This is a genomic window from Acidovorax sp. NN32, assembly GCF_057597245.1.
In genome coordinates this window covers 2,687,177-2,702,129 of sequence record NZ_CP199679.1, presented here as the reverse complement: position 1 = coordinate 2,702,129, position 14,953 = coordinate 2,687,177, and the positions used below count along the sequence as shown (strand labels likewise).

Here is a 14,953-nt window from a genome sequence, read left to right as displayed (position 1 = left end):
TCAGCCCTCCAATAGGCACCGCATCCTCAAACCTGCTCGAACCCGTCGAGCACATTGACGGCGTTGGTGCCCAGTTCTGCAGCCGCATAGCCACCTTCCAGCACAAAGACGGTGGGCAGGCCCGCCCGTGCAAGGCGCTCACCCACCCGGGTGAAATCGGCGGACGCCAGCGCAAACTTGGAGATGGGATCGCCCTCAAAGGTATCGAGCCCGAGGGAGACCACCAGGGCGTCGGCCCCCTGGCTGGCAATACGCGCACAGGCGCTTTCCAGCGCATCGAACCAGGTCGTCGCACTGGTGCCTGCAGGCAGCGGCAGGTTCAGATTGAATCCAGCGCCCTCGCCCACCCCGGTTTCGTCCGCATGGCCCAGATAAAACGGGTACTCGGTGCGGGGATCGCCATGGATGCTGATGAACAGCACATCGGCCCGGTCGTAGAAGATGCTTTGCGTGCCGTTGCCGTGGTGGTAGTCCACATCAAGCAACGCCACACGCTGTGCACCCTGGTTGCGCAGCACCTGTGCGGCCACGGCAGCATTGTTCAGAAAACAATAGCCGCCCATGAAGTCGGGGCCGGCATGGTGGCCGGGCGGCCGTGTGCAGCAAAACGCCGCGCGGGCCCCTTGCGCCACAAGGGTCGCAGCGCTGGCGGCAGCATCGGCTCCCGCCTTGGCTGCAGCCCAGGTACCCGACGCCATGGGCGTGCCGTTGTCCATGGAGTACAGGCCCAGGCGTGCCACAAAATTCTCAGGCTCCAGATCACTGCGCAAGGTACGCACGGGCCAGACCGACGGGAATGGCTGCACTCCAGCGTTGGCAGGATCGAGGGCCAGCCAATGCTGCCAAGCGGTCTGCAAAAAGGCCAAATAGCGTGGCGCGTGCACCTGAGACAACACGGGGGCGCTATCCACATCCGGGGCCATCAGGCCATGGCCGCGCGCCCGCAGCGCCCCTTCGACATAGTCCACGCGTGCAGGCTTCTCAAAACACGGCACGCGTTCGCCGCGAAAAAATTCATGGACGGGGGCGTGACCCTGGTGAAACGGATTGTGGAAGGTGATCATGGGTCAGGGCGTATCGATAGCGGCAAAGAGGCCAGAGGGCAGCGAGTGCGGTTCCAGGAAATGCAACTGCCGTGGAATCACGGTCCGACACTTTAGCCTCTCTGCGGCGTGCAGCAGGCGAAACAGCCGCCTATGCAGACGCCCATGAAAAAACCCCTACAGACCAGAATCTGCAGGGGTTTTCAAATTGGTGGGTGATACATGGATCGAACATGTGACCCCTGCCGTGTGAAGGCAGTGCTCTACCGCTGAGCTAATCACCCGACGTAGGCACCCTGAAACAGAGTGCATTCGCAAGAAGTCAAAAAGCGTGGTGGGTGATACATGGATCGAACATGTGACCCCTGCCGTGTGAAGGCAGTGCTCTACCGCTGAGCTAATCACCCGTGTCTCTGTGACAGCCTTCTATTATGGCACAGCTTTTCAGGCCGCCTGAACAGTTCTCCAAATTGTTTTGCCACCACTGGCCTTGTCGATCTGCACCAGTAGCTCCGCGTGGGCCGCCTGTTCCTGCTCACTGGCACGCAGGACGGGCAAGTTCAATCCGCGCAGGTCGATGGCTGCGATCTTCAGGCCATCGCCACTGTCCTGCGCATCGTCGGAAATCAGCAGGGCATCCTGGCCGCGCGTGAGATTGATGTATACATCGGCCAGCAGCTCGGCATCCAGCAAGGCGCCATGCAGCGTGCGGCCCGAGTTGTCCACACCCAGGCGGTCGCACAGAGCGTCGAGCGAATTGCGCTTGCCCGGGTACATCTCCTTGGCCATGGCCAGCGTGTCGGTCACGCTCTCCACATAGGTGCGAAACGCGGGACGCCCCACCAGTTCCAGCTCCTTGTTCAGAAAGCCCACATCGAACGCGGCATTGTGGATGATGATCTCGGCACCTTGCAGGTACTGCAGGATGTCATCCACCACCTCGGCGAACTTGGGCTTGTCCTTCAGGAACTCGTTGCTGATGCCGTGCACCTTCAGCGCGTCTTCGTGGCTGTCGCGGCCGGGATTGAAGTACAGGTGCAGGTTGTTACCGGTGAGCTTGCGATTGAGCAGCTCCACACAACCCAGTTCAATGATGCGGTCACCACCTTCGGCCGAAAGGCCGGTCGTCTCAGTGTCCAAAACAATTTGCCGGGACATCAGTGGTTTTCCTTCGCGTGGTTGATCGTGTACTTGGGAATTTCCACGGTCACATCGGTTTGCGCAAGGATGGCCTGGCACGACAGGCGCGATTGTGGCTCCAGGCCCCAGGCGCGGTCCAGCAGGTCTTCTTCCTCTTCCTCGGCCTGGTTGAGCGAACTCAGCCCCTGGCGCACGATGACGTGGCAGGTGGTGCAGGCGCAGCTCATGTCACAGGCGTGCTCGATATTGATGTGGTTGTCCAGCAGCGCTTCGCAGATCGAGGTGCCAGCAGGCGCCGTGATTTCAGTGCCTGCGGGGCAGTATTCGGGATGGGGGAGGATTTTGATGACGGGCATGGGGTGTCTTTTTCTTGTTCAGAGGGATGCGCCGGGACGCTCAGAGGCTCGCGACGTTCTTGCCAGCCAATGCCTGCTGGATGCCGCGATTCATGCGCTGGGCCGCAAAACCTTCGGTGCCTTTGGCCAGTGCATCGGTCGCGGCTTCGATGACAGCGGCATCATCGGCATCGCGCTGGTGGCGCAGGGCCACCATCAAGGCATCGATGGCGGCGCGCTCCTTGGGGCTGAGCACATCGCCATCCGCATCCAACGCACTCTGGGTGGCGATCAGCATACGGTCGGCATCCACGCGCGCCTCGACCAAGGCGCGAGCCTTCATGTCCTGCGCGGCAGTGGCAAACCCGTCCTGCAGCATGCGCGCAATCTGGTCATCGGAGAGACCATACGACGGCTTCACATCAATGCGCGCTTCCACACCGCTGCCCTGCTCCTTCGCACTCACACTCAAAAGTCCATCGGCGTCGACGGTAAAGGTCACACGGATGCGAGCAGCCCCTGCGGCCATGGGCGGGATGCCACGCAGCTCAAAACGCGCGAGGCTGCGGCAGTCTTGCACCAGGTCGCGTTCGCCCTGCACCACATGGATCGCCAAGGCGGTCTGACCATCCTTGTACGTGGTGAAGTCCTGCGCCTTGGCGGTGGGAATGGTCTCGTTGCGCGCCACGATGCGTTCCACCAGCCCGCCCATGGTTTCGATGCCCAGCGACAGCGGAATCACATCAAGCAGCAGCAGATCACCTGAGGTGTTGTTGCCCGCCAGCTGGTTGGCCTGGATGGCGGCGCCCAAGGCTACGACTTCATCGGGATTGAGGTTGGTCAGCGGCGGCTTGCCGAAGAACTCCTCCACGGCGCGCTGCACTTGCGGCATGCGGGTGGAGCCACCCACCATCACCACGCCTTGCACCTCGTCCCGTGCCAGATGGGCATCACGCAGCGCACGGCGCACTGCGGCCATGGAGCGTGCCGTCAAGTCGGCTGTGATCGCTTCAAAGTCCGACCGTTTGACGTCAAATCGGGCCTCAGCGCTTGATAGTAAAGCGCTGAATGCTGCCAAATCAGTAGCAGTCAAGGCCTCCTTGCAGGCGCGTGCAGCCATGCGCACGGCGGATTTGTCGGCTGCAGTGGTCGCCCGCAGCCCTAGCTGTTGCAGGACCCAGTCAGCCAGCGCGGCATCGTAGTCATCCCCCCCCAAAGCCGAGTCACCCCCCGTGGAAATGACTTCAAACACGCCCTGCGTCAGGCGCAAGATCGAGATGTCAAAGGTGCCTCCGCCCAGGTCGTATACGGCATAGACCCCCTCGCTGGCGTTGTCCAGGCCATAGGCAATCGCGGCAGCGGTGGGCTCGTTGATAAGGCGCAGCAGGTTAATACCGGCAAGCTTGGCCGCATCCTTGGTGGCCTGGCGCTGCGCGTCGTCAAAGTAGGCCGGCACGGTGATGACGGCGCCATAGAGATCGTCGTTGAAGGTGTCTTCGGCCCGGTAGCGCAGCGTGGCCAGAATCTCAGCGCTGACCTCAACGGGCGACTTGTTGCCATCCACCGTAGCGAGACTGACCATACCGCCCTCGTCACTATCGGCAGCAACCACGAAGTCGTAGGGCAACTTGCCCGCTTCCGCCACGTCTTTCAGGCCACGCCCCATGAAGCGCTTGGCCGAGGCGATGGTGTTGCGCGCATCCTGAGCCTGCGCCGCCACGGCGTCATATCCGATCTGGCGACCACCGTTTTCGAGGTAGCGCACAACGGAGGGCAGCAGCACCCTACCCTGCGCGTCGGGCAGGCACTCTGCCACGCCATTGCGCACAGCGGCAACCAACGAATGGGTCGTGCCCAGGTCAATACCTACGGCAATGCGCCGCTGGTGTGGGTCGGGAGATTGGCCGGGTTCGGAAATCTGCAAAAGCGCCATGAAATTTCGGGTCTCAACGTGGTGGAGCCTACCGTCACGTCAGCAAACGATAGAGGCCCCAAGGGGAAGGCAAAACCGCTCTATTGTCCCAGTTGCTCTCGGCGTCGTTCAATGTCGTCGGCAAATCGCGCAATGAACATGAGGGCTCTGACCTGGCGGGCCGCGCCCGCGTAGTCCTGCTGCTGGTCAATGAGTTGCTCGCACTGCGCCAGCGCGGCGCTGCGGGCCTGCGCGACAGCGTCATCCAAGGTGTCGAGTTCGCTCTCTGCGCGGGCATCTTCCAAAGCCTCGCGCCACTCCATCTGCTGCATCAAAAACGCAGTGGGCATGGCCGTGTTGTCCTCGGCATTGATGGGGGCTGCATGCAGTTCGCACAGGTAGGCCGCACGGCGCATTGGATCTTTCAGGCGTTGGTAAGCCTCGTTGATGCGCACGGACCACTGCATGGCCACGCGTTGCGCCGCCGCACCCTGCGCCGCGAATTTGTCGGGGTGTGCTTCGCGCTGCAGTTCCTTCCAGCGCGCATCGATGGCGCTGCGCTCCTGGGCAAAGCGGCGCGCAAGGCCAAACAATTCAAAGTCGTCAGATTGCAGGTTCATGCGCTAGTAGGCTGAATGCGGAAATCCAAGAAAAAACCGCCAGCACGCGACGCGATGGCGGTTCGACGGCGCGAAAGCAGCTGGTGATCAAACGCGGAAACTCTCCCCACAACCGCAGCGGTCACGCTCGTTGGGGTTGTTGAACTTGAAGCCTTCATTGAGACCCTCGCGCACAAAGTCCAGCTCGGTTCCGTCGATGTAGGCCAGGCTCTTGGGATCAATCAGCACTTTGACACCGTGGTTCTCGAACACGATGTCCTCAGGCTCGCTGTCGTCCACATATTCGAGCTTGTAGGCAAGCCCGGAGCAGCCGGTCGTCTTGACTCCCAGGCGCACTCCCAGGCCCTTGCCTCGACGGGACAAGTAGCGGTTGACGTGCCGTGCAGCGGCTTCTGTCAGCGTAATGGCCATGTCTCTCGATCTATTTATCTGTCAAATCAGGCAGCGGCAGTTGCAGTGGCTGCGTGCTTGGTCTTGTAGTCGAGCACAGCAGCCTTGATGGCATCTTCAGCCAGGATGGAGCAATGGATCTTGACGGGCGGCAGGGCCAGCTCTTCAGCGATCTCGCTGTTCTTGAGGGCTGCCGCTTCGTCCAGCGTCTTGCCCTTGACCCATTCAGTCACCAGCGAAGACGAGGCGATCGCCGAGCCACAGCCGTAGGTCTTGAAGCGCGCGTCTTCAATCACGCCGGTCTCGGGGTTCACCTTGATCTGCAGCTTCATCACGTCGCCGCAGGCGGGCGCGCCCACCATACCGGTGCCCACCGAATCGTCGCCCTTGTCGAACGAACCCACATTGCGGGGGTTTTCGTAATGGTCAACCACTTTTTCTGAGTAAGCCATGATGTGTACCTCTTCAATTCTTCCAAAATCTTCAGGAAATCAGTGCGCAGCCCACTGGATGGTGCTGATGTCGATGCCGTCCTTGTACATCTCCCACAGTGGGCTCAATTCGCGCAGGCGGGCCACGTTCTCGCGGATGGTGGAGATGGCGTAGTCGATCTCTTCTTCGGTCGTGAAACGGCCGATGGTCATGCGCAGGCTACTGTGTGCCAGCTCGTCGCTGCGGCCCAGGGCGCGCAACACGTAGCTGGGCTCCAGACTGGCGGACGTGCAGGCAGAACCCGACGACACCGCCAGGCCCTTGATGCCCATGATGAGCGATTCGCCTTCGACGAAGTTGAAGCTCATGTTCAGGTTCTGCGGCACGCGGCGCTCCATGCTGCCGTTGATGAACACCTGTTCAATGTCCTTCAAGCCATCGAGCAAGCGCTGCTGCAAGGCATGGGCCTTGGCATTGCTCTCGGCCATTTCTTCTTTGGCGATGCGAAAGGCTTCACCCATGCCCACGATCTGGTGCGTGGGCAAGGTGCCCGAACGCATGCCACGCTCGTGACCACCGCCGTGCATCTGCGCTTCCAGCCGAACACGGGGCTTGCGGCGCACATACAGCGCGCCAACGCCCTTGGGTCCGTAGGTCTTGTGCGCGGTCATGCTCATCAGGTCGATGGGCAGCACGTTCATGTCGATCTCGACCCGGCCTGTGGCCTGGGCGGCATCCACGTGCAGCAGGATGCCCTTTTCACGGCACAGCGCGCCGATAGCAGGGATGTCCTGGATCACGCCGATTTCGTTGTTCACGAACAGGATGCTGATCAGTACCGTATCGGGGCGGATGGCGGCCTTCAGGGCATCCATGTTGACCAGACCGTCTTCCTGCACATCCAGATAAGTGGCTTCAAAACCCTGGCGCTCCAGCTCACGCATGGTGTCCAGCACGGCCTTGTGCTCGGTCTTGAGCGTAATGAGGTGCTTGCCCTTGCCTTTGTAGAAGTGCGCTGCACCCTTCAAGGCCAGATTGATGGATTCGGTAGCGCCGCTGGTCCACACGATTTCACGCGGGTCCGCACCGATCAAGTCTGCCACCTGCACCCGCGCCTTTTCAACCGCTTCCTCAGCCTCCCAGCCCCAGGCATGACTGCGCGACGCCGGGTTGCCGAAGTGTTCACGCAACCAGGGAATCATGGCATCGACCACACGGGGGTCCACGGGGGTGGTGGCGCCGTAGTCGAGATAGATGGGGAAGTGCGGGGTCATGTCCATGGCTGGCTCAGTAGTGGTTGCTGGCTGGCAAACGCAATAAGAAACAAAAACGGGTTCAAAAACTGTTCAGGGCGGTGCCGACCCCAGGGTCGACACAAGCCTTGGGCTATCAGGATTTGGCGAAAACGTTGCCCAGCGCGAACACGGAGTTCGGAGCATTCACGCGGATCGGCTTGACCACCGGGGTCGTCGAAATGGCACGGCGTACCACCGGCTTGTCTTCGATCTGCACGCCCTTGGCAATCTGTTCGTCCACCAGCTTTTGTAGAGTGACGGAATCCAGAAACTCGACCATGCGTTGGTTGAGCGATGCCCACAGCTCATGCGTCATGCAGCGGCCAGCTTCGCCCAGGCAGTTTTCCTTGCCACCGCACTGCGTGGCGTCAATGGGCTCATCCACAGAGACAATGATGTCGGCCACGGTGATGTCGCCCGCCTTGCGGGCCAGGGTATAACCGCCACCGGGGCCACGGGTCGATTCGACCAGTTCATGGCGGCGAAGCTTGCCGAAAAGCTGCTCCAGGTACGACAGCGATATCTGCTGGCGCTGGCTGATGGCCGCGAGGGTGACTGGGCCATTGTTCTGGCGCAGGGCCAGATCAATCATGGCGGTGACCGCAAAACGGCCTTTGGTTGTGAGACGCATCGCAAGCTCCTTGTACTAAGGCTTGTTCGTTGTAGAAACCGCCTGCACTGACTGTTGGTCAGCAAGGCACCGTCTCCGCCCCTTACTCCGAACAGTCGCCTGCCACGGAGCCCTTCATCGCTGGGCTGTTTTCTTGAGTATTTTGTGCGAGTATAACACAAATCCCTATCGAATCTGTCGGGTTAAAAAACCAACTAGTTTTTAATTGACCCGATAGTTATTTCCGATTGTTCTTTCGCCCATTACAAGGCCACCGAATCATTGCCATGTGCACCAAATGCCTGGTCCTTGAGCCGCGTGAGCTGGTCGCGCACCCGGGCGGCCTGCTCGAACTCCAGATTGCGAGCGTGTTCCAGCATGAGTTTTTCCAGCCGCTTGATCTCGCGCGCCACGTCTTTTTCTGACATGTCCTCCACCTTGGCGCGCTGCAGGGCTTCCTGCTCCAGCCGTTCTGCGTCCTTACCGGCCTTTTCGCTGTAAACCCCGTCAATCAGGTCTCTTACCCGCTTGACAATGCTGCGCGGTGTGATTCCGTGGGCCTCGTTGTGTGCGATCTGCTTGATGCGCCGGCGTTCCGTCTCGCCCATGGCTTTTTTCATGGAGTCGGTGATGCGGTCCGCATAGAGGATGGCCCGGCCATTGAGGTTCCGCGCCGCACGGCCGATGGTCTGGATCAGGCTGCGCTCGGCCCGCAGGAAGCCTTCCTTGTCCGCATCCAGGATCGCCACCAGGGACACTTCGGGAATATCCAGGCCTTCGCGCAGCAGGTTGATGCCCACCAGCACGTCAAAGGCGCCCAGGCGCAGGTCGCGGATGATCTCCACCCGCTCCACCGTGTCCACGTCGCTGTGCAGGTAGCGCACCTTCACGCCGTTGTCCGTCAGGTAGTCGGTCAACTGTTCAGCCATGCGCTTGGTCAGTGTAGTAATGAGTACGCGCTCATGCTTTTCGACACGAATGCGTATTTCTTGCAGCACATCATCCACCTGATGGGTGGCGGGACGTACTTCCACCTCGGGGTCCACCAGTCCGGTGGGGCGCACCACCTGGTCGACGATCTGGCCGGAGTGTGTGCGCTCGTAGTCCGCCGGCGTGGCGGTGACAAAGATCACCTGCCGCATACGCTGTTCGAACTCCTCGAATTTGAGCGGCCTGTTGTCCAGCGCCGAGGGCAGGCGAAAGCCATACTCGACCAGCGTGGTCTTGCGCGAGCGGTCGCCGCTGTACATGGCATTGAGCTGGCCGATCATCTGATGGCTTTCGTCCAGGAACATCAGAGCGTTCTTGGGCATGTAGTCGGTCAGCGTGCTGGGCGGGTCGCCGGGCGCGGCGCCCGACAGGTGGCGCGTGTAGTTCTCGATGCCCTTGCAGTGCCCTACTTCGCTGAGCATCTCCAGGTCAAAGCGCGTGCGCTGCTCCAGCCGCTGCGCCTCCACCAGCTTGCCGTCGGCCAGCAACTGTTTGAGGCGCTCGGCCAGTTCGACCTTGATGGTCTCCACCGCTGCCAGCACCTTGTCGCGTGGCGTGACGTAGTGGCTGCTCGGGTACACCGTGAAACGCGGGATCTTCTGCTTAACCCGGCCCGTGAGCGGGTCAAACAGCTGCAGGCTCTCGATCTCGTCGTCAAACAGCTCGATGCGCACTGCCAGCTCGGAATGCTCGGCCGGAAACACATCAATGGTGTCGCCCCGCACGCGGAACTTGCCGCGCGAAAAATCAGCCTCATTGCGCTGGTATTGCATGCGTATCAGCTGTGCGATTACGTCGCGCTGGCCCAGCTTGTCACCGGTGCGCAGCGTCATCACCATGCGGTGGTAACTCTCGGGCTCGCCGATGCCGTAGATGGCCGACACCGTGGCCACGATGACCACATCCGTACGCTCCATGAGGCTCTTGGTGCACGAAAGCCGCATCTGCTCGATGTGCTCGTTGATGGCGCTGTCCTTCTCGATGAACAGGTCGCGCTGCGGCACATACGCCTCGGGCTGGTAGTAGTCGTAGTAGCTCACGAAATACTCCACGGCGTTCTTGGGGAAGAACTCGCGGAACTCGCTGTACAGCTGCGCGGCCAGCGTCTTGTTGGGCGCGAAGATGATCGCCGGGCGCCCCATGCGGGCGATCACATTGGCCATGGTGAAGGTCTTGCCAGAGCCTGTCACCCCCAGCAGCGTCTGGAAGGTTTCCCCATCGTTCAAACCTTCCACCAGCTTGTTGATGGCCTCGGGCTGGTCGCCGGCCGGTGGGTACGGCTGGAACAGTTCGAAGGGGGAGTTGGGGAAATGGACGAACTCGCCGTCTTGCTTTTCCGTTATGACTTCTGTGAGATCCGGCATAGGTGCGGTCAACGATTGGTAGAGGCAGGCCGTTAAAATCGGCCGAACCCGGCACAGTACACCACGCCCGGATTCTTCGCTACTGACAACCTTTCAAGGATTTTCATGTCTCTGTTCACCGCCGTCGAAATGGCCCCCCGCGACCCCATCCTGGGCCTCAACGAGCAATTCAACGCCGACACCAACCCCAACAAGGTCAACCTGGGCGTCGGCGTTTATTTCGACGACAACGGCAAGCTGCCCCTGCTGCAATGCGTGCAGGCCGCAGAAAAGACCATGATGTCCACCCCCACGGCCCGTGGCTACCTGCCCATCGACGGCATCGTGGCTTACGACAACGCCGTGAAGGCTTTGGTGTTCGGCGCGGACAGCGAACCCGTCACCTCGGGCCGCGTGGCTACCGTGCAAGCGGTGGGCGGCACGGGCGGCCTGAAGATCGGCGCTGACTTCCTCAAGAAACTCAGCCCCAACGCCAAGGTGCTGATCTCCGACCCCAGCTGGGAAAACCACCGCGCACTGTTCACCAACGCCGGTTTTGAAGTCGATACCTACGCGTACTACGATGCGGAAAAGCGTGGCGTGAACTTTGAAGGCATGCTCGCCAGCCTGAACGCTGCAGCTCCCGGCACCATCGTTGTGCTGCACGCCTGCTGTCACAACCCCACGGGCTACGACATCACCCCCGAGCAGTGGGACCAGGTCATCGCCGTCGTCAAGGCCAAGGGCCTGACGCCCTTCCTTGACATGGCCTACCAGGGCTTTGGCCACGGCATCGCGGAAGACGGTGCCGTGATCGGCAAGTTCGTGGCTGCAGGCCTCAACTTCTTTGTCTCTACCTCGTTCAGCAAGAGCTTCAGCCTCTACGGTGAGCGCGTGGGCGGCCTGTCCGTGCTGTGCGCCGACAAGGAAGAAGCTTCGCGCGTGCTGAGCCAGCTCAAGATCGTGATCCGCACCAACTACTCCAACCCACCCATCCACGGTGGCGCAGTGGTGGCTGCCGTGCTGAACAACCCTGAGCTGCGCGCGATGTGGGAGAAGGAACTGGGCGAGATGCGCGTGCGCATCAAGGCCATGCGCCAGAAGCTGGTGGACGGTCTCAAGGCTGCGGGTGTGAAGCAAGACATGAGCTTCATCACCACCCAGATCGGCATGTTCAGCTACTCCGGCCTGTCCAAGGACCAGATGGTGCGCCTGCGCAATGAGTTCGGCGTGTACGGTACCGACACCGGCCGCATGTGTGTGGCAGCCCTGAACAGCAAGAACATCGACTACGTCTGCCAGGCGATTGCCAAGGTGGTTTAACCCCCTGAGGCGCTTGCGCGCCTTCCCCCTTTCTCTCGAATTGCTGCGCAATTCGGGAAGGGGGACGCAGCCAGCGCGGCGGGGCGGCCCTTGCGCGGCTACCTCGCATGGGCTGCGCTTGTTCGGGGGGCAGTGGCGATACGCAATCCATTGAATGCCCCCTTGAACCCTCACTCTGATCTTCAGCGCCGCTTTGTGAGCGAAGCGCTCCAGAACCCGCACAACGCGGCCCTTCTGGAGCGTTTGCCTTTTCTGGGCTTGCCCGACGCCTGGTTGGTGGCGGGTTGCCTGTTCCAGACGGTGTGGAATCTGCACTCCGGCGTGGCGCCCACGGCGAACATCAAGGACTACGACCTGTTCTACTTCGACGGCAACGACTTGTCCGAATCGGCAGAGCAGCAGGTGCAAGCCCAAGTCGCCGCCCTCTTCGCCGACCTGCCCATCACCGTGGAAGCCAAGAACCAGGCCCGCGTGCACCTCTGGTACGAACGCTGGTTTGGCTACCCGTATGCGCCACTGCAATCAGCCCGCAACGGGATCGAGCGTTTTCTGGTTCCCTGCACCTGCGTCGGGCTGCAACCTGCTGACAACCTGAGCGTCAACGAGTCCACCCTGTACGCGCCCTACGGGCTGGAAGAACTGTACGCAGGACTGCTCAAACCCAACCCCGCATGCCCGCATCTACCGCTGTTCCAGGCCAAGGCTGAAAGCTATCGAGAACGCTGGCCGTGGCTGACGATCCGTGCCACCGCCTGATCGGCAAAGCCGCCAATTTTTTACGTCTTTTTGATCCCTAGCGCTTGATGCAAAAGCGCTGGAAGCTATCAAAATAGAAGCATCCGGCGCTATCCTGCATCACCCCCACAGCACCGACCGCATCGAGATCGACGCCGACTGGTAACCCGTATTGAAGAATCGCGGCATCTCGCTGGGCAAAACAGCTCCTGCTGCGTACAGCAGCGGCAGATAGTGCTCGTGCGTGGGGTGCGCCTGCTGGGCCACCGCACCCAGTTTCTGGAAGTCCTGCAGGGCGCCCAACTGGCCCTTCTTGATCTGCTCCTGAACCACGGTGTCGAACTCGGCCGCCCAGTCGTAGGCTTCGTTGGCGGCCGAGCCACGGCGGGATGCGCGCAGGTTGTGCACGATGTTGCCGCTGCCCACGATCAGCACACCCCGCTCGCGCAGGCCCTTGAGTTGCTGGCCCAGCGCATAGTGCTCCGCCGGGGCACGGCTGTAGTCCATGCTGAGCTGCATCACGGGAATCTCTGCCTTGGGAAACATGGGCTTGAGCACCGACCAGGTGCCGTGGTCCAGACCCCATTCGCCATCGTCCACGCCCAGTGCCCCGCCGGTAGCGGGCGACTTGAGTTCGCTGGCCAGGCTGCGCGCCACCTGCGGCGCACCGGGCGCGGGGTAGCGCTGGTCGAACAGTGCCTGCGGAAAGCCGCCGAAGTCGTGGATCGTCTTGGGGTTGGCCATGCCCGTCAGCTGCCAGCCGCCGCGTGTGAGCCAGTGGGCCGACACACACAGGATGAGCTGTGGCTGCACCGCGCGTGCCATCAGCTCCGCGCCCATGGCCTGCCAGCTGCGGCGCCAGGCGTTGTCCTCGATGGCGTTCATGGGGCTGCCATGGCCCACAAACAGCACGGGCATGCGGGGCGAGGGCTTGAGCGCCTGCAGCGCGGTCGCCGTGGCGGCGCTGCTCAAAGACGAGGTCATGAAAGCTCCCGGAAAGGCGGCCAGACCCGTGAGGGCGGCCAAAGAGGTTCTGCGTTGCATGGGTCGGGGAGCGTAACAAATTATGTATAACGCGGGGAGTGAGCCCGCGCGCCCCTTGAAGTTCCAGCGCCGCGCCTTCTCCTTCCGTTCAAAACCACAACACCGAGACAACCCCACACCCATGACAACTGCCCTGCCCCAGCCCCTGCGCAACGTTCGCGTACTGAGCCTCGCGCTCAACCTGCCCGGCCCCGCCGCCCTGATGCGCTGCGCGCGCATGGGGGCCGACTGCACCAAGCTTGAACCCCCGCCCGCCCCGGGCCACCCCAGCGCCGACCCCATGGGCATCTACAGCCCAGCGGCCTATGCCACGCTGCACAGCGGAGTGCGCGTGGTGCATGCCCACCTCAAGACGGCAGAAGGCCAGGCCGCGCTGCACGAAGAACTGACCCGCACCGATGTACTGATCACCTCGTTTCGCCCCTCGGCGCTCACCAAGCTGGGCCTCTCCTGGGAGGCGCTGCAATCGAAATACCCGCGCCTGTCGCTGGTGCGCATCGTAGGCGCTGCGGCCGAGCGTGCCGAAGAACCCGGCCATGACCTCACCTACCTAGCCGACGCCGGGCTGGTGACCGGCACCGAGATGCCCCCCACGCTGTATGCCGACATGGGCGGCGCCCTGATGGCCAGCGAGGCCGTGCTGCAGGCCCTGCTGGAACGCGCGCACACCGGCAGCGGCGCGTGCATTGAAGTGGCGCTGGCCGATGCCGCTGCCTGGCTGGCCCAGCCGCGCGACTGGGGCCTGACCACCCCCGAGGGCGACGTGGGCGGCAACCACGCGGGCTACCGCATCTACCCCTGCGCCGACGGCCGTGTGGCGGTGGCCGCGCTGGAACCCCACTTTGCCGCCAGTCTGTGCGCCGCTGCAGGCCTGCCCGCCACGGGCGACCCGCAGGTGCTGCGCACCCCTGCCACGCACGCGGCCGTGGCAGCCTTCCTGTGCACGCAAACCCGCGCGCAACTCGATGCGCTCGCGGTGGCGCAGGACATTCCGTTGCACACCCTGGTTTGAGAATCCCGCTGACCGATGCAGAAACAAGGCACCGTCATCCGCTGGGACGCCACCCGCGCCTTCGGCTTCATCCGCAGCCCGGACACGTCCGCCGATGTGTTCTTTCATGTGCGGGACTACCGGGGCACCACCCCGCCGCGCGAAGGGCTCGCCGTGGTGTACGAGGAAATTCATGTCGGAGGAAAAGGACCACGGGCCATGGCAGTGCTGCCTGCGGCCCAGCAAGGGGGCGCATCCCCGTCCCGCCCGGTGGCTACATCAACCCCTCAGCGGAGACGACACGAACCGTCGCAGCGGACGCCCCAACCCCAGGCTCAACGCCACCGACGCCCTGCAGAGTCCAGTGGCCCCCCCACCCCCGCCGGTCCGGCGATGGTGTTGATGCTGGGCTGGGTGGCGCTGCTGGCATGGGGCTTCTGGGCGGGCCGACTCCCATGGTGGGTGTTGGGGGCGGCCCTGGCCGTCAACCTCCTGACGTTTCTGGTCTATGCCATCGACAAAAGCGCCGCACAAAACGGTCAGTGGCGCACCAAAGAGAGCCATCTGCACCTGCTGAGCCTGGCAGGCGGCTGGCCGGGTGCTTGGTTTGCGCAGCAATGGCTGCGGCACAAATCCCGCAAGGTGGAGTTTCGCGCCGTCTACTGGGTCACCGTGGTGCTGCATTGCGGGGCGCTCGGGGCCTGGGTGGGCGGGTGGCTGCCATAGCGGCGCCACCAATGCAGTATCAAT

15 protein-coding genes and 2 tRNA genes are annotated in these 14,953 nt (G+C 62.3%); 4 read left to right on the top strand and 13 right to left on the bottom strand.

What is annotated here, in order from left to right; all coding sequences use genetic code 11:
• Positions 1 to 26: 26 nt before the first annotated feature.
• From ACT89O_RS12645 to uvrB, 12 genes are all read right to left on the bottom strand, one after another.
• On the bottom strand, positions 27 to 1,064 hold the full coding sequence (locus ACT89O_RS12645; RefSeq protein ID WP_487260183.1) for a histone deacetylase family protein: 1,038 nt from the start codon (positions 1,062 to 1,064) through the stop codon (positions 27 to 29).
• 188 nt (positions 1,065 to 1,252) lie between these two features.
• A tRNA-Val gene (locus tag ACT89O_RS12640) sits at positions 1,253 to 1,327 on the bottom strand.
• A 48-nt stretch (positions 1,328 to 1,375) separates the two neighbouring features.
• Positions 1,376 to 1,450 (bottom strand) — tRNA-Val (locus tag ACT89O_RS12635).
• Positions 1,451 to 1,487: 37 nt separating this feature from the next.
• Positions 1,488 to 2,201 carry a DNA polymerase III subunit epsilon gene (gene dnaQ, locus ACT89O_RS12630; RefSeq protein WP_487260182.1) on the bottom strand — a complete coding sequence of 238 codons (714 nt, stop codon included), beginning with the start codon at positions 2,199 to 2,201 and terminating at the stop codon, positions 1,488 to 1,490.
• Positions 2,201 to 2,539, bottom strand: coding sequence for an ISC system 2Fe-2S type ferredoxin (fdx, locus tag ACT89O_RS12625; RefSeq protein ID WP_055395870.1), 339 nt, complete (start codon positions 2,537 to 2,539; stop codon positions 2,201 to 2,203). The genes dnaQ and fdx overlap by 1 nt, the downstream gene beginning before the upstream one ends.
• A 40-nt stretch (positions 2,540 to 2,579) precedes the next feature.
• Complete coding sequence (hscA, locus tag ACT89O_RS12620) at positions 2,580 to 4,451, bottom strand: Fe-S protein assembly chaperone HscA (protein WP_487260181.1); 1,872 nt, start codon at positions 4,449 to 4,451, stop codon at positions 2,580 to 2,582.
• An 80-nt stretch (positions 4,452 to 4,531) separates the two neighbouring features.
• Complete coding sequence (gene hscB, locus ACT89O_RS12615; protein ID WP_228895215.1) at positions 4,532 to 5,050, bottom strand: Fe-S protein assembly co-chaperone HscB; 519 nt, start codon at positions 5,048 to 5,050, stop codon at positions 4,532 to 4,534.
• 87 nt (positions 5,051 to 5,137) lie between these two features.
• On the bottom strand, positions 5,138 to 5,461 hold the full coding sequence (gene iscA, locus ACT89O_RS12610) for an iron-sulfur cluster assembly protein IscA (protein ID WP_008904781.1): 324 nt from the start codon (positions 5,459 to 5,461) through the stop codon (positions 5,138 to 5,140).
• 26 nt (positions 5,462 to 5,487) lie between these two features.
• Positions 5,488 to 5,892 carry a Fe-S cluster assembly scaffold IscU gene (gene iscU, locus ACT89O_RS12605; RefSeq protein ID WP_121420096.1) on the bottom strand — a complete coding sequence of 135 codons (405 nt, stop codon included), beginning with the start codon at positions 5,890 to 5,892 and terminating at the stop codon, positions 5,488 to 5,490.
• A 39-nt stretch (positions 5,893 to 5,931) separates the two neighbouring features.
• Complete coding sequence (locus ACT89O_RS12600) at positions 5,932 to 7,152, bottom strand: IscS subfamily cysteine desulfurase (protein WP_121420095.1); 1,221 nt, start codon at positions 7,150 to 7,152, stop codon at positions 5,932 to 5,934.
• Positions 7,153 to 7,261: 109 nt separating this feature from the next.
• Positions 7,262 to 7,798, bottom strand: coding sequence for a Fe-S cluster assembly transcriptional regulator IscR (gene iscR, locus ACT89O_RS12595; RefSeq protein ID WP_008904778.1), 537 nt, complete (start codon positions 7,796 to 7,798; stop codon positions 7,262 to 7,264).
• A 242-nt stretch (positions 7,799 to 8,040) separates the two neighbouring features.
• Positions 8,041 to 10,131 carry an excinuclease ABC subunit UvrB gene (gene uvrB / locus ACT89O_RS12590; protein ID WP_487254920.1) on the bottom strand — a complete coding sequence of 697 codons (2,091 nt, stop codon included), beginning with the start codon at positions 10,129 to 10,131 and terminating at the stop codon, positions 8,041 to 8,043.
• A 105-nt stretch (positions 10,132 to 10,236) separates the two neighbouring features.
• Between uvrB and ACT89O_RS12585 the strand changes: the two genes are divergently transcribed.
• Together ACT89O_RS12585 and ACT89O_RS12580 are read left to right on the top strand one after the other, a co-directional pair.
• Positions 10,237 to 11,433: an amino acid aminotransferase gene (locus ACT89O_RS12585; RefSeq protein ID WP_121506485.1), complete on the top strand. Its 1,197-nt coding sequence runs from the start codon at positions 10,237 to 10,239 to the stop codon at positions 11,431 to 11,433.
• Positions 11,434 to 11,595: 162 nt separating this feature from the next.
• Positions 11,596 to 12,189 (top strand): nucleotidyltransferase family protein, encoded by a 594-nt coding sequence (locus ACT89O_RS12580; protein ID WP_487260180.1) that lies wholly within the window; start codon positions 11,596 to 11,598, stop codon positions 12,187 to 12,189.
• Between the two features lie 99 nt (positions 12,190 to 12,288).
• Here the strand turns inward: ACT89O_RS12580 and ygiD are convergent, their stop codons facing one another.
• Complete coding sequence (gene ygiD, locus ACT89O_RS12575) at positions 12,289 to 13,152, bottom strand: 4,5-DOPA-extradiol-dioxygenase (protein WP_487262856.1); 864 nt, start codon at positions 13,150 to 13,152, stop codon at positions 12,289 to 12,291.
• Positions 13,153 to 13,333: 181 nt separating this feature from the next.
• Between ygiD and ACT89O_RS12570 the strand changes: the two genes are divergently transcribed.
• Both ACT89O_RS12570 and ACT89O_RS12565 read left to right on the top strand, forming a co-directional pair.
• Positions 13,334 to 14,224, top strand: a complete 891-nt coding sequence (locus ACT89O_RS12570) for a CoA transferase (RefSeq protein ID WP_487260179.1) — start codon at positions 13,334 to 13,336, stop codon at positions 14,222 to 14,224.
• A gap of 15 nt (positions 14,225 to 14,239) precedes the next feature.
• Entirely contained in the window at positions 14,240 to 14,929 is a 690-nt protein-coding gene (locus ACT89O_RS12565; RefSeq protein WP_487260178.1) for a DUF1294 domain-containing protein, read from the top strand.
• Positions 14,930 to 14,953: the final 24 nt, after the last annotated feature.